Source organism: Alistipes sp. AF14-19 (genome assembly GCF_003461645.1).
GTDB lineage: Bacteria > Bacteroidota > Bacteroidia > Bacteroidales > Rikenellaceae > Alistipes > Alistipes shahii.
This window is the reverse complement of the sequence record NZ_QTXM01000001.1, coordinates 440,182-454,072: the sequence shown is the minus strand read 5'-3', so window position 1 is coordinate 454,072 and position 13,891 is coordinate 440,182. Positions and strand designations below refer to the sequence as shown.

Sequence of the window (13,891 nt, the reverse complement as noted above, 5' to 3'; positions counted from 1 at the left end):
CGGAATTTCAGCCCGAAAACCATCCGCCTTGGCGGGGACTTTATCCGAAGGCTTCCTTGTTTATTTTCGCCTGCGGTCGGAATTTCAGCCCGAAAACCATCCGCCTTGGCGGGGACTTTATCCGAAGGCTTCCTTGTTTATTTTCGCCTGCGGTCGGAATTTCAGCCCGAAAACCATCCGCCTTGGCGGGGACTTTATCCGAAGGCTTCCTTGTTTATTTTCGCCTGCGGCCGGAATTTCAGTCTGAAAATCATCCGCCTTGGCGGGGACTTTATCCGAAAGCTCCTTGTTTATTTTCGCCTGCGGCCGGATTTTCGACCGGAAAACGGACGGATAAACCGAAATGAAAAACTAATTTTTAATTCTTAATTTTTCATTTTTAATTCTCCTTCGGACTATCCGATCAGTTTCTCGTAGTCGGCGGCGCCGAGCAGGACATCGTATTCGGCCGGGTTCGACATTTTGACCTTCACGAGCCAGCCTTCGCCGTAGGCGTCGCGGTTGACGACGGCGGGATCGGCGTCCACGGCCTCGTTGAATTCCACGATCTCGCCGCCCACCGGAAGGAACGCGTCGCTCACGGTCTTCACGGCCTCGATCGAGCCGAAAACCTCGCCTGCGGCGAGCGTCTCGCCCACGGTCGGAACATCGACGAAAACGATGTCGCCCAACTGGCTCTGGGCAAAGTCGGTGATGCCGATAACGGCCGTGTCACCCTCGATGCGGCACCACTCGTGGTCGCTGGAGTATTTCAGATTTGCAGGTACGTTCATAATATCCTTAAAATTTGATTTGAATTAGGCTGTTTTACGATGCAAATATAACTGTTATTTCTGTAACAGCAAGAGGTTTCGGTTATTATTTCTGTACTTTTCGTCTGATTTTGCGCCCCGGATTTGGTGCGGCGGAGAATATCCGTTATCTTGTGTTGTCCAAAGGTGTGTTTGCGATGAAAAAACGGGTTACTCTGCTGGTTGCATTGTGCATCTGGAAGGTTGTTGCGGCGCAGACTCCGTACGGAGAGATGCCGGAGCGCTTCCGGCCGGACACGCTGCCGTGCCGGCTGGGCGGCGGCGTATGCTTCGGAATGGATGGGCTTGACGCGGCGATACCCCGGGGCGGGGGAGCCTCCTCCTGCCGCGATCCCCGGGTCGTGTTTGTCGCCGGCGATACGCTGATAACGTTCATCTCCGTTGCCGGAGTCGCGGATACGGCGCTCGGGGACCCTGTCTGCCGGTTTTACGGCAGGAACGTGGCGCGCGTCGTTTCCCGGACGCGCAGGATGACGGGCGGACGGATGGGCGCGGCCGACAACGATTTTCCGGACGATCCGGATTTTGCGGAGTTGCAGGGAGTCGTGATTGAAAATCAGAGGTATCCCTGGGAATCGTATGCCGCAGGCGATTCCGCCTACCGGCTGCCTGTGGTCCGGAGTCTCGTCGGGGGAAAGGAGGACCCTCTTCTGGGATCGGATATGCGCCGCCGGTATGTTCGGTTGCTGACCGAAGTCTCCGTTGAATTGAAAGCGGGCGGGACGCGGCCTTTCGTGCACGTCGTCTACCTGCTGCCGGACCCCTGACGGGCTATTTCCCGGCAATCACGAATTCGATCTCCTTGAACAGATATTCCCGGAGCGTGCCGTCGGCGTGCCGCAGCAGCAGTTCGCCCGTGGGGCGCACGCCCTCGATCGAGGCCTCGGTCGGCGTGCCGTCGGGGTAGCGGAACGTATGCCGTTCGCCCAGTCGGTACATCCGTTCGCGGTAGTCGCGCTGGAGGGTTTCCCGTTCGTCCAGCTCGAGCTGGGCGTAGCGGATGCCGATGTGGCGGCGGAAGGCTTCGAGCACCTCGCCGCGGTCGAACGTGCGTCCCGCGACCATGGCCATCGACACGGGGTTCGGAAGCGCGGGGTCGAACTCCGTCTGGTTGACGTTGATGCCGATTCCGACGATCGTGCGGGCGAGCGTCTGCCCGGAGTAGCTGTGTTCGATCAGGATGCCGACCAGCTTTTTGTCCCCGGCATAGATGTCGTTGGTCCACTTGATGCGCGCCGCGATGCCGAACTGCGCGAAGGTGTCGGTGAGAGCGAGGGCCACGGCCTCGTTGAGCAGGAACTGTTCGCCGGCGGGCAGAAACCGGGGTTCGAGCACCAGCGAGAAGGTGAGGTTCAGACCCTCGGCGCTCGACCATTTATGGCCCCGCTGGCCGCGGCCGGCGGTCTGGCGTTCGGCCCAGACGATGTCGCCGTGGCGGTATTTCGCGTCGCGGGCGTCGTCGTTGGTCGAGGTGGTCTCTTCGATGCGGTGAATCATGTCTATACCGATACGCCGAAGTCGCGCAGGGCGTCGTTCAGCGAGGTTTTCTTGTCGGTGGATTCCTTGCGCCGGCCGATGATCAGCGCGCACGTGACGCTGTATTCTCCCGCCGGGAACTGCTTGCGGTAGCTGCCCGGGACGACCACCGAGCGGGGCGGCACGTAGCCCTTGTAGGTGATGGGTTCAGGCCCCGTGACGTCGATGATGTGCGTCGAGCCGGTGATCACGGTGTTCGAGCCGAGCACCGCTTCGCGGCAGACGTGCGCACCCTCGACCACTATGCAGCGCGAGCCGATGAAGCAGCTGTCCTCGATGATCACGGGCGCGGCCTGCACGGGTTCGAGCACGCCGCCGATGCCCACGCCGCCCGAGAGGTGGACGTGTTTGCCGATCTGGGCGCAGGAGCCCACCGTGGCCCACGTGTCGACCATCGTGCCGGTGTCGACGTAGGCGCCGATGTTCACGTACGAAGGCATCAGAATGGCTCCGGGGGCGATGTAGGCGCCGTAGCGAGCCACGGCCTGGGGCACGACCCGCACGCCCAGCTCCCCGTAGCCGTGCTTGAGCTCCATCTTGTCGTACCACTCCAGTTCGCCGGCCTCCATCTTGCGCATGGGCTGGATCGGGAAGTAGAGGATCACGGCCTTCTTGACCCACTCGTTGACCTTCCATTCGCTTTTGGCCGGGTCGACGGGTTCCGCCGTGCGGAGTTCGCCCTTGTCCACCAGTTCGACGACCTGTCGTACGGCTTGCTGCACGGCGGGGGCCTGAAGCAGCGCGCGGTTTTCCCACGCCTGCTCGATTATCGTTTTGAGTTCGTTGTGCATAGACAGTTGTTTTCAATAGGCAAAATTACTGAAAATATTGAATTTTTCATAACTTTGTCCCGATCATTACCCAAACGGTTCAATTATGAAGCATTTATTCATCAAGGCCGCCCTTCTGCTCGGCGCAGCGGCGGCGGCAAGCTGCGGCAATATGAAACAGATAAAACATCAGCCTTACCCCGAGACCGTGCGCGGCGACGTGGTGGACAACTATTTCGGCACGGAGGTTCCCGATCCCTACCGCTGGCTCGAGGACGACAACTCGGAGGCCACGGCCGCGTGGGTCGCCGCCGAGAACGCCGTGACGCAGGACTACCTCTCGCAAATTCCGTTCCGCGGGGCCATCCGCGAGCGGCTGACCGAAGTGTGGAACTACGCCAAGGAGAGCGCCCCGCGCAAGCACGGCGACTGGTGGTACTACACTTATAACGACGGTTTGCAGAACCAGTCGGTGATCTACCGCACGAAGGAGCCGGGCGAGGCCGGCGAGGTGTTCCTCGACCCCAATAAGCTCTCCGACGACGGGACGGTGGCCCTGACCGACATGTCCTTCTCGAAGGACGGCCGCTGGTTTGCCTATTCGGCCGCCGCGTCGGGTTCGGACTGGGTGGAGATCCGCGTGATGGACACCGCCGACAAGTCGCTCGCTGCCGACAAGATCGAGTGGGTGAAATTCTCGGGCGCACGGTGGGCGCCCGATTCCAAGGGATTCTATTACAGCGCCTACGACGCCCCGAAGCAAAACGCCTACTCTTCCAAGAACGAGTTTCAGAAGGTTTATTACCATGCGCTGGGTACGCCCCAGTCGGCCGACAGGCTCATTTACGAGGACCGGGAACATCCGCTGCGTTACTTCTCGGCATGGCCTTCGGAGGACGGCAAATGGCTCTTCGTCATAGCTTCGGAGGGCACGTCGGGAACGGAGGTCCTCTATAAAAGGGTGTCGGACCCGAAATTCCGCGTCCTGCTGCCGGGCTTCGATGCCGATTATTCGCCCGTCGACTGCAAGGACGACCGGCTTTATTACGTGACCAACAGGGATGCGTCGAACTACGCGCTGATGAAGGTCGATCTGAACCGTCCCGGGATGATCGAAACGGTGATTCCCGAGAGTGAAAGGAACCTGCTCGAAGGCGTGGGCACGGCGGGCGGCAGTCTGTTCGCCTACTACCTGCAGGATGCGCAGAGCCGGATTTACCAGTACGACTACGCCGGCAAGCAGGTGCGCGAAGTGGCGCTTCCGGCCATCGGCTCGGTCGGCGGATTCGACGGCCGGGAGGAGGACTCGGAACTTTACTATACGCTGGTCAACTACACGGCTCCGGCCACGATCTACAAATACGACATCGCTTCGGGCGAATCGACGCTCTACAAGGCTCCGGAGGTGAATTTCGATCCCGAACTGTTCACGACCGAGCAGGTGTTCTACACCTCGAAGGACGGCACGAAGGTCCCGATGTTCATCACCCGCCGCAAGGACATGAAGCGCGACGGCAAGAATCCCTGCCTGCTTTACGCTTACGGCGGTTTTCAGATCAACCTCACGCCCGGCTTCAACCCCTCGGCGCTGATGTTCGTCGAGCAGGGCGGCATCTACTGCGTCGCCAACCTGCGCGGCGGCTCGGAGTACGGCGAGGAGTGGCACAAGGCCGGCATGCTCGAAAACAAGCAGAACGTCTTCGACGACTTCATCGCCGCCGCCGAGTACCTGATCGCCGGAAAATACACGTCGACGGACAAGCTGGCCATCCACGGCGGCTCGAACGGCGGCCTGCTGGTCGGCGCCTGCGAGGTGCAGCGTCCGGACCTCTATGCCGTGTGCCTTCCGGCCGTGGGCGTGATGGACATGCTCCGCTACCACAAGTTCACCATCGGCTGGGGCTGGGCCGTGGAGTACGGTTCGTCGGAGGACGAGGAGCAGTTTTCCTATATTTACAAGTACTCTCCGCTGCACAATATAAAGGAGGGCGTGAAATACCCCGCGACGCTGGTGACTACCGCGGACCACGACGACCGTGTCGTTCCGGCCCACTCGTTCAAGTTCGCCGCCGCGATGCAGCATGCCCAGGCGGGCGACGCCCCGATCCTGATCCGCATCGAGTCGAAAGCGGGCCACGGCGCCGGCAAACCCACTTCGAAGCGTATCGACGAGGCGGCCGACATGTACGCGTTCCTGTTCCAGAACATCGGAGTACCCTATAAGGTAATTAAGAATTAAGAATGAAAAATTAAAAATTGGTTTTTCATTTCGGGATATCCGGTTGTAAATCCGGTCGAAATCCCGGTTGCGTCGCGACAAGCCCCTCCCACGGGAGGGGTTTGGGGTGGGGTAGATTTGTAAACGCGGCCATCGGCCGCAAGAGTACAGCGGTCAACTGTGCAAAAGGTAAAGGAAGGTACGTTAGGTTAATAAGCGAAATAACATGAAAGTCTATAAATTCGGAGGTGCGTCGGTGCGGAATGCCGACGGAGTGAGGAATCTGCGCAAGATCATCGACGACGAGCAGAACCTGTTCATCATCGTTTCGGCGATGGGCAAAACGACCAATGCCCTGGAAAAGGTGTTCGAGGGGCTTCAGAAAGGCGATAAACAGCTCTCGCTGGAGCATGTCGAATCGTTGCGGAAGTACCATGCGGAGATCATCGACGAGCTGTGGCACGAGCCGAAGCGGCTGCCGGCGGTCGACGCGCTGTTCGGCGAACTGGAAAAGGTCGCGACGGAGACCGTCTACAAACCCGGCGACGCCGAACTGTGGTACGACACGATCGTGGCCTACGGCGAGCTGGTCTCGACGACGATTATCTCCGAGTACCTGAACTACGCCGGGGTGTCGAACCGCTGGATCGACATGCGCCGCTGTTTTCTCACCGAGCAGCGCCACAAGGACGCCGGGGTGAACATCGAGGCTTCGGCTTCGCTGCTGAAAAACGCGCTGGGCAAATGCGTCGAGAACATCTTCATCGGACAGGGCTTCATCGGCGGCGCGCCCGACGGCACGACCACGACCCTGGGGCGCGAAGGCTCGGACTACTCGGCGGCCGTGGTGGCCAACATTCTCGACGCCGAGTCGATGTCGGTGTGGAAGGATGTGGACGGCGTGATGAACGCCGACCCGAAAGCGTTTCCCGATGCCGTGCAGATCGCCGAGCTGAACTACCTCGACACCATCGAACTGGCTTACAGCGGCGCGCAGATCATCCATCCGAAGACGATCAAGCCGCTCCAGAACAAGAATATTCCGCTTTACGTGCGGCCCTTCGGCGACAAGCGCAAACCCGGCACGGTGATCCGAGGCATGTCGGCCCCGGTCGACGTTCCGATCCTGATCCTCAAGAAGGACCAGGTGCTGCTGACCATCCGGTCGCGGGATTTCTCCTTCGTGCTGGAAGAGAAGTTCGCCACGATCTTCTCGCTGCTGGAGCGTTTCCGCATCAAGGCCAACCTGATCCACAATTCGGCCGTGAACCTGAGCCTGTGCGTCGACAACTCGTGGCATATCGACGAGGCCATCGAGGCGCTGCGCGAGGCGGGTTTCGACGTGATGAAAGCCGAGAACATGGAGCTGCTCACGGTGCGCGGCTATACTGACGAGCTGTGGCGGCGTTACGCCCGCGGTCCGCAGGTCTTCGTGCGGCAGGCCACGCAGTCCACCGTGCGCGTGGTCCGCAAACGGGAATAACCGGTCCCAAGGGCCGGATTCATGGGCGGGAGCGCCGGATGCGTTTCGAGCGTGTCCGCGTTCCCGCCCCTCTTTTTTCCGTTATTGCTGTCCGGTGCGGAGTTTGTGGATAATGCCGATCATCGACGTGTCGCGGATTTCGCCGTTGCGCTTCATGTTCCAGATCGTGCGGGCGATATACCGCTCGATGTCGCGTTCCAACCGTTTGTAAAGCGGGCTTTTGGTGTAGTTTTCGTTGTCGAGCAGCACGTCGCGGATCGAGCGCAGCGAGTTGGTGTAGTTCGACATCTCGTTCTTGAGCGCCACGCCCTGCTTCTTCGAGGCGGTGATCTTGGCGATCGACATGGCCCGCAGCTTCTCGCACACGGTGTTGAGCATGATCAGCACCACGTTGTCCATCAGCGTGTGGCCGTGCATGAACAGGTAGGCGTTTTCGGGCGTCAGGCCGCGTCCGCGGAGCTGCACCTCGAACTCCTTCATGGGTTCGATCATCCGCGGGTTGCGCTGGCGGAGCAGGTTCTCGCGCTTCGAGACGTTGCGCCGCAGCCACTCGATCGTCTTTGAGCCGTTGTCCTCGATGTCGAGGTAGCCGATGCGCACCGACTGCTTGAAGTCGATCAGCGGAAAGACGTTTTCCGTGGCCAGCTGCGCCGAGTAGGCGTACCAGAGGAACAGCGGGTAGATCGTGCACGAATATTCGTGCATGAACTTCACGAAGTCGAAGATGCGCGTGTCGTTCTTGGTGGCCTTGACGCAGACGTTGTGCAGCGAGGGGGCGTAGCAGAGGTAGTTCTCGGTGGCGTAGGCGTAGGTGTGGAACATGAATTTGGCCTCGGCGACCTCCTTCGACTGGGGCGTTCGCCCGGCGAAGAGGTAGTCGAAGTCGGAGTCGACGCAGAGGAGCAGTTCCTCCGACGAACGGGGGATCATGCCCATGAGGACCTTCTTGCCCTTGGGCAGGTCGCCGCGGTCGGGGACCGAGATTTCGAAACGCAGGTAGGGATTCTGGAAATGGTCGAAGATGCCGCGCCAGAAAGCCACGTCTTCGTAGCCTTCGACATAGACCTTCACCAGCCGCTGGTCGGGGTTGGCCGGCAGCGGTTTGGGCAGTTCGTCGAGCGTCATCGGACGCGTGAAGGGGTTGAACTTGCGCAGTTTTTCGCGGAACTTCTTTGCCATGCGTTAACAAAGATAAATATTTTGCTAATTTTGCGCAATAAATGACGCCGCTTTCGGCGTTTAATTTCAATCATTCGAACAACTATGGCCGACAACGACTGGAAATCACGGCTCGGGATGGTCTATTCGACCGACCCGGGTTTCAACTACGAAACGGACGACGAACCCGAAGCCGAGACGCTGCCTGCGGGGCAGCAGGACCTGCGCGTGTGGCTCGACCGCAAACAGCGGGCGGGCAAGGTCGTGACCCTCGTCAAAGGTTTCGTGGGCCGAGATGCCGACCTTCAGGAGCTGGCGCGCATGCTGAAATCCAGGTGCGGCGTCGGCGGTTCGGCGAAGGCGGGCGAAATCATCATCCAGGGCGACCACCGCGACCGTGTGGCCGAACTGCTCATCCGCAGCGGCTACCGCTGCAAAAAAGCCGGTTCGTAGCGTGCGCCGGCAGCTTCTCCTCTTGGCGTTGCTGTGCGCGCTGTGCGGTGCCGAACGCGCCGCGGCCCAGTATTACACCTGGGGTTCGGACCCTCCGCAGAAGTGGTCGGCGATCCGCACGCCCGACGTGCGGATGATCTATCCCGATACGGTCGCCGGCATCGCCCGGCGCACGCTGTTCTACATCCGCTCGGTCCGGCCCGACATCGGTTACGGGTTCCGCCACGGCCCGATGCGCATTCCCTTCGTCATGCATCCCGAGAATTTCCAGTCGAACGGACTGGTGATGTACCTTCCCAAGCGCGTGGAATTCCTCACCTCGCCCGCCGTCGACAGCTATTCGATGCCGTGGTACAAGCAGCTCGTGGCCCACGAGTACCGCCACGCCGTGCAGTACAACAACCTCGACCGGGGCGTCATCCGCGCCTTGAGTTACGTGCTCGGACAGCAGGGGTCGACCATCGGTCTGCTGTGCATGCCGATCTGGGCCATGGAGGGCGACGCCGTGATGTCCGAAACGATGCACTCGTCGTTCGGCCGCGGTCTCCAGCCTTCGTTTTCGATGGCCTACCGCGCCATGGGCAGCGTCGGCCGCGACCGCCGCAACATCGACCGCTGGTTCTGCGGCTCCTACCGCGACTACATTCCCGACCACTACGAGCTGGGCTATCAGATCTGCTCCTACGCCTGGGAACGCTACGGCGAGAACATCTGGGACAAGGTCGCGTGGTACGGGTCGCGCAACCCCTACGTGCTGGCCACCACGCGCGTGGCGCTGGGCAAATTCTACAAGACCAACGTCATAAAGCTCTTCCGCGAAACCTTCGACGAACTGGAACGCTACTGGGATTCGCTGCCGGAAACCGGGGACAGCGCCGTGCCGCTCACCGCGCTGCCCGAAAAGAACCACACGACCTACCAGTGGCCCCTGCCGCTGGGCGACACGGCCGTCGTGGCGCTGAAAACCGACCTCGACCGCGTTTCGCGTTTCGTCGTGATCGACCGCCGTACGGGCGGGGAACGGACGGTCTGTCATACGGGGCTGGTCTCGACCCGTCCGTCGATGGCCGACGGCCGCGTCTGGTGGACCGAGTACCGCCGTTCCACGCTTTTCGAACAGCGCGTCAACTCGCAACTGTGTTACATGGACCTCGCCGACGGTGTGCCCCGCACGGCGGAACGGCAGCGAAATACGCTCTATCCCACGGCTTCGGGCGAGGAGTTCGGATGGGTCGAGTACAATCCCGACGGCCGTTATACGGTCGTGGTGCGGCACGGCGAGGGTCCCGAACGGCGGTTCGAAACGCCCGTCCGGTCGGAGATTCACGGATTGGCGTGGGACGATCGTACGGTGGCGTGGTACGTCCTCGTCACGGACGACAGCGGCATGTGGATCGGCCGCATCGACTCCGACGGCCTGCACCCGATTACCGAGGGGGCCTACATCACCCTTTCGAACCTGCGGGCCGGGGGCGGCAAGCTCTATTACGGCTCGATCGCCTCGGGCAGGGACGAGGCCCACTGTTACGACCTGATGGCCTGCCGCGAATACCGCATCACCACCTCGGCCTACGGCTCCTTCGCGCCCGCCCCGGCGGACGGAGGGGTGCTGCTGACGACCTACGACCGCCTCGGCTACCGCGTCGCGGAGCAGCGGGTCGCCGCCGATGACAGCCTGCTGATTCCCGTCACGCCTTCGCGGCTGCCCGTCAACCTGGTGAACCCGCCCCGCAAACGCTGGGACGTGGTGAACCTCGACACGGTGCGCTATACGCGCGCCGATTCGGTCGGACAGTCCGGCGAGTTCCGCGCGAAGCGGTATCGCAAGGTGCCCAATCTGGTGAACGCCCACAGCTGGATGCCCGTGGCGTTCAACCCCTTTGCGGCGGTCGACGAACACGTGATCGACCTCAATGTGGGCCTTACGCTGATCTCGCAGAACCTGCTTTCGAGCGCCGAGGCCTACGCCTCCTACGGCTGGAACCGGCACGAAGGCTCGCTCGTGAATCTAGGCGTGCGCTATTTCGGACTGGGCGTGCGTTTCGACCTGGACGCCTCCTACGGCGGCAACCAGCTCTTCTACTCGCTGGCCGGCCGCGACGGGCAGGGCAATCCGGTCTACCAAAGCCGTCCTGCTCCCGACAAATATTACTCCGTGGGGCTGTCGGCCACGCTGCCGCTCTATTTCCAGCGGGGGTATCACACGCGCCAGCTCTCCCTCTCGGCGGGCTGGAACTACTCCAACGGCATGGTTGCCGATCTGGGCAAGATCGAATGGGAGAACGGCAGCATCTCCAACATTCAGCGGGTCGGTTTCCGCGAGGGGCTGCACAAGGTTTCGTTCGGAGCCGGATTCTCCGACCAGGTGCGTATGGCGCACCGCGACATCGCGCCCCGCTGGGGCTACACCTTCAGCGCGAACTACACGTTCAACCCCGAGAACACCCATTTCAGCGACCTGATTTCGTTCTACGGACAGGCTTATCTGCCGGGATTCGCGCCCCACAACTCGGTGCTGGTGGCCGCGACCTACCAGACCTCGATCGGCGGCTACAAATTTCCGTCGGGATATGCTCCGTTGAGCTACAAATCCACGCGGCTGGTTCCGCGCGGGTTCACCTCCGCGGACATCGTGTCGAACAACTACACGGCTTTTCAGGCCAACTACCAGCTGCCGGTGTGGTATCCCGAGGGCGGCATCGGCTCGGTGATCTACATCAAGCGCATCCGGCTCAACGCCGGAGGCGACTACGCGCAGTTCCGCGACGTGGGCCGCGGAGGAATGACGTGGCGGCGGATCTGGTCGGTGGGCGGAGACATCGTTTTCGACTTCAACGCCTTCCGGCAGCCGGCGTCGGCCACTTCGACCTTCAAGCTGTCGTGCTACCATCCGTCGAGCGGCGGGGTGTACGTCGCAGCGTCGGTGGGACTGCCGTTTTGAGGGATTTGTAATATATTTCGTATCTTTGTCGCAAATATCGTCGTATGGGACAGAAAAAAAAGACGGGTGTCAGCCCGAAAACGATAAAATGGATCTGGTACGCGGCTTTCGCACCCTTTGCGCTCGTGGCGTTGATGCTGGTGCTCACGGTCTTCGGCGTGTTCGGCCGCATGCCCTCGTTCGAGGAGCTGGAGAATCCCCGCAGCAACCTCGCCACGGAGATCTACTCCGAGGACGGCAAGGTGATCGGAACCTTCTTCGTGCAGAACCGCTCCTATGTGCAGTACGCCGACCTCTATCCGTCGGATTCGACGCTTCACATCCGGCTGGCCGGGCATGAGGTTCCGCCCATCGTCGCGGCGCTCATTGCGACCGAGGACGTCCGTTTCCGCACCCACTCGGGCATCGACATTCCTTCGCTGGCGCGTGTGGCCGTGAAGACCCTGCTGTTGCAAAACACCTCGCAGGGCGGCGGCTCGACCATCACGCAGCAGCTGGCCAAGAACCTCTTTCCGCGCGATACGGTCCGCAACCGCGGCGCCGTCGTCCGCAAGGCCAAACTCGTGACCTCGAAGTTCAAGGAGTGGATCACGGCCCTCAAACTCGAATACAACTACACCAAGGAGGAGATCGCCGCCATGTACCTCAATACGGTGGAGTTCGGCTCGAACGCCTTCGGCATCAAGTCGGCGGCCCACACCTTCTTCAACAAGGAGCCGGACGAACTCAACGTGCAGGAGGCGGCCGTGCTGGTGGGGGTGGTGAACGCCCCGACGCGCTATTCGCCCATCCTGAATCCCAAGAACGCCCTCGTGCGCCGCAACCTCGTGCTTTCACGCATGGAGGAGGCCGGGGCGCTGACCCGCAGGCAGCGCGATTCGCTGGCGGCGCTGCCGATCGTGACCAACTACAAGCCCGTGTCGCACAACGAGGGTGCGGCGACCTATTTCCGCGAGATGCTGCGGCTGGTGATGAACGCCCGGCCTCCCAAGCGCAGCCAGTTCTACAACGAGTGGGACTATGACCAGGCGGTGGAGGAGTACAACGAGAATCCGCTCTATGGCTGGTGTCACAAGAACCGCAAGGCCGACGGCACGCCCTACAATATCTACCGCGACGGGTTGAAAATCTATACCACGATCAACTCCGTGATGCAGACCTATGCCGAGCAGGCCGTGCAGCGGCAGATGGAGAAGGAGATTCAGCCCAAGATGGACGCGCAGTTCCGGGCGACGAAGACGCTTTTCGTCGATGCCGACAAGGAGGAGCGCGACCGGATCATGCGCCATGCCGTCCGTTATTCGGACCGTTACCGCGAGATGAAGCACGCCGGGGCGGGCGAGAAGGAGATCAACGCCGCTTTCGACAAACCCTGCAACATGCGGGTGTTCACCTACAAGGGCGAGCGCGACACGCTGATGACGCCGCGCGACTCGATCCTCCACCACAAGCGTATCATGCGTGCCGCGATGGTGTCGCTCGATCCTGCCACGGGCTTCGTAAAAGCCTATGTCGGAGGGCCTAACTTCCGTTACTTCAAGTACGACATGGCCAAGCAGGGCAAACGCCAGATCGGCTCGACGATCAAGCCCTTCGTTTACACCTTCGCCATCGACCATCTGGGCCTGACGCCCTGCACGATGGTTCCCAACCTGCCGACGACCATTGAGACGGCCAACGGTACGGCCTGGTCGCCCAAGGAGGCCGGCAATGTCGAGTACGACGGGGTGCTGCACCCCCTCAAGTGGGGACTTGCGCGCAGCCGCAACAACTACTCGGCGTGGATTATGAAGCAGGCCAAGCAGCCGGCTGCCGTGGCCGATTTCATTCACAACATGGGCATCCGCAGCTACATAGACCCCGTTCCGGCGCTGGCTCTCGGCTCTTCGGAATCGAACGTTTACGAGTTGGTGAGCGCCTTCTCGACCTTTGCCAATCAGGGCGTGCACACCGATCCGATCTTCGTGACGCGCATCGAGGACCGTCAGGGCAACCTGATCGCCAGTTTCATTCCCCAGTCGCAGGACGCCGTCAGCGAACGCACGGCCTACACGATGCTCACGATGCTTCAGGACGTGGTCAACTCGGGGACGGCGGGCCGTCTGCGGTGGCAGTTCGGGCTGACCGACATGGAGATCGGCGGCAAGACCGGAACTTCGAACAAGAACCGCGACGCGTGGTTCATGTGCGTGACCCCGAAGCTGGTGACCGGCGCCTGGGTCGGCGGCGAGGACCAGTCGGTGCACTTCATCCGCGGCGGCGAGGGCAGCGTGATGGCGCTGCCGATCGTGGGCGAATATATGAAAAAGATCTACGACGACGGTCGTTTCGGTATCAGCCGTACGGACCAGTTCGTGCGTCCGGCGATGATGCCCCGTTACGACTGCGAGGACGAAGTCGACTCCGAGGGGCGGAACAACCCCGAGGACGAGAATTTCTTCGACTGACACGGACCGGGTTTTCTGTATCCGATAAAAGTCCGGGCCGCCCTCAATGGGCGGCCCGGACTTATTTGAGGAT

The 13,891-nt window shown here is 61.2% G+C and carries 11 protein-coding genes; 7 read left to right on the top strand and 4 right to left on the bottom strand.

The window, feature by feature from the left end; all coding sequences use genetic code 11:
• Window positions 1-369, top strand: a 369-nt coding sequence (locus DWW03_RS16735; protein ID WP_220399773.1) for a hypothetical protein, incomplete at its 5' end; no start/stop codon positions are given.
• 26 nt (window positions 370-395) lie between these two features.
• On the opposite strand, the gene gcvH is transcribed toward DWW03_RS16735, so the two are convergent.
• On the bottom strand, window positions 396-773 hold the full coding sequence (gene gcvH, locus DWW03_RS01925; RefSeq protein WP_022062345.1) for a glycine cleavage system protein GcvH: 378 nt from the start codon (window positions 771-773) through the stop codon (window positions 396-398).
• A gap of 176 nt (window positions 774-949) precedes the next feature.
• Between gcvH and DWW03_RS01920 the strand changes: the two genes are divergently transcribed.
• Window positions 950-1,579, top strand: a complete 630-nt coding sequence (locus DWW03_RS01920; RefSeq protein WP_147344282.1) for a hypothetical protein — start codon at window positions 950-952, stop codon at window positions 1,577-1,579.
• A 4-nt stretch (window positions 1,580-1,583) separates the two neighbouring features.
• Here DWW03_RS01920 and DWW03_RS01915 read toward each other — a convergent pair whose 3' ends face one another.
• The gene (locus DWW03_RS01915; RefSeq protein WP_015547389.1) at window positions 1,584-2,309 is read right to left on the bottom strand and encodes a biotin--[acetyl-CoA-carboxylase] ligase; all 726 of its coding nucleotides are present in this window, start codon (window positions 2,307-2,309) and stop codon (window positions 1,584-1,586) included.
• Between the two features lie 2 nt (window positions 2,310-2,311).
• Window positions 2,312-3,139, bottom strand: a complete 828-nt coding sequence (locus DWW03_RS01910) for a 2,3,4,5-tetrahydropyridine-2,6-dicarboxylate N-succinyltransferase (protein WP_118406185.1) — start codon at window positions 3,137-3,139, stop codon at window positions 2,312-2,314.
• An 85-nt stretch (window positions 3,140-3,224) separates the two neighbouring features.
• On the opposite strand from DWW03_RS01910, the gene DWW03_RS01905 reads away from it, so the two are divergent.
• A complete protein-coding gene (locus tag DWW03_RS01905) occupies window positions 3,225-5,357 on the top strand; it encodes a prolyl oligopeptidase family serine peptidase (RefSeq protein ID WP_022062186.1) in 2,133 nt (710 codons plus the stop codon).
• Between the two features lie 205 nt (window positions 5,358-5,562).
• The gene (locus tag DWW03_RS01900) at window positions 5,563-6,819 is read left to right on the top strand and encodes an aspartate kinase (RefSeq protein WP_015547392.1); all 1,257 of its coding nucleotides are present in this window, start codon (window positions 5,563-5,565) and stop codon (window positions 6,817-6,819) included.
• 81 nt (window positions 6,820-6,900) lie between these two features.
• Here the strand turns inward: DWW03_RS01900 and DWW03_RS01895 are convergent, their stop codons facing one another.
• The gene (locus DWW03_RS01895; protein ID WP_022062188.1) at window positions 6,901-7,998 is read right to left on the bottom strand and encodes a DUF4435 domain-containing protein; all 1,098 of its coding nucleotides are present in this window, start codon (window positions 7,996-7,998) and stop codon (window positions 6,901-6,903) included.
• Window positions 7,999-8,082: 84 nt separating this feature from the next.
• Between DWW03_RS01895 and DWW03_RS01890 the strand changes: the two genes are divergently transcribed.
• From DWW03_RS01890 to DWW03_RS01880, 3 genes are read left to right on the top strand one after another with little or no spacing between them, the layout of a single operon-like run.
• Window positions 8,083-8,430, top strand: a complete 348-nt coding sequence (locus DWW03_RS01890) for a translation initiation factor (RefSeq protein ID WP_015547394.1) — start codon at window positions 8,083-8,085, stop codon at window positions 8,428-8,430.
• 1 nt (window position 8,431) lies between these two features.
• Complete coding sequence (locus tag DWW03_RS01885) at window positions 8,432-11,371, top strand: hypothetical protein (protein ID WP_022062189.1); 2,940 nt, start codon at window positions 8,432-8,434, stop codon at window positions 11,369-11,371.
• A 44-nt stretch (window positions 11,372-11,415) separates the two neighbouring features.
• Window positions 11,416-13,818, top strand: a complete 2,403-nt coding sequence (locus DWW03_RS01880; protein ID WP_022062190.1) for a transglycosylase domain-containing protein — start codon at window positions 11,416-11,418, stop codon at window positions 13,816-13,818.
• The last annotated feature ends 73 nt before the right edge of the window (window positions 13,819-13,891 follow it).

Coding starts and splice junctions, on each gene's coding strand:
- DWW03_RS01890 (WP_015547394.1), top strand. CDS start 8,083: ATGGCCGACAACGACTGGAAATCACGGCTCGGGATGGTCTATTCGACC.
- DWW03_RS01920 (WP_147344282.1), top strand. CDS start 950: ATGAAAAAACGGGTTACTCTGCTGGTTGCATTGTGCATCTGGAAGGTT.
- DWW03_RS01915 (WP_015547389.1), bottom strand. CDS start 2,309: ATGATTCACCGCATCGAAGAGACCACCTCGACCAACGACGACGCCCGC.
- DWW03_RS01905 (WP_022062186.1), top strand. CDS start 3,225: ATGAAGCATTTATTCATCAAGGCCGCCCTTCTGCTCGGCGCAGCGGCG.
- gcvH (WP_022062345.1), bottom strand. CDS start 773: ATGAACGTACCTGCAAATCTGAAATACTCCAGCGACCACGAGTGGTGC.
- DWW03_RS01910 (WP_118406185.1), bottom strand. CDS start 3,139: ATGCACAACGAACTCAAAACGATAATCGAGCAGGCGTGGGAAAACCGC.
- DWW03_RS01900 (WP_015547392.1), top strand. CDS start 5,563: ATGAAAGTCTATAAATTCGGAGGTGCGTCGGTGCGGAATGCCGACGGA.
- DWW03_RS01895 (WP_022062188.1), bottom strand. CDS start 7,998: ATGGCAAAGAAGTTCCGCGAAAAACTGCGCAAGTTCAACCCCTTCACG.
- DWW03_RS01880 (WP_022062190.1), top strand. CDS start 11,416: ATGGGACAGAAAAAAAAGACGGGTGTCAGCCCGAAAACGATAAAATGG.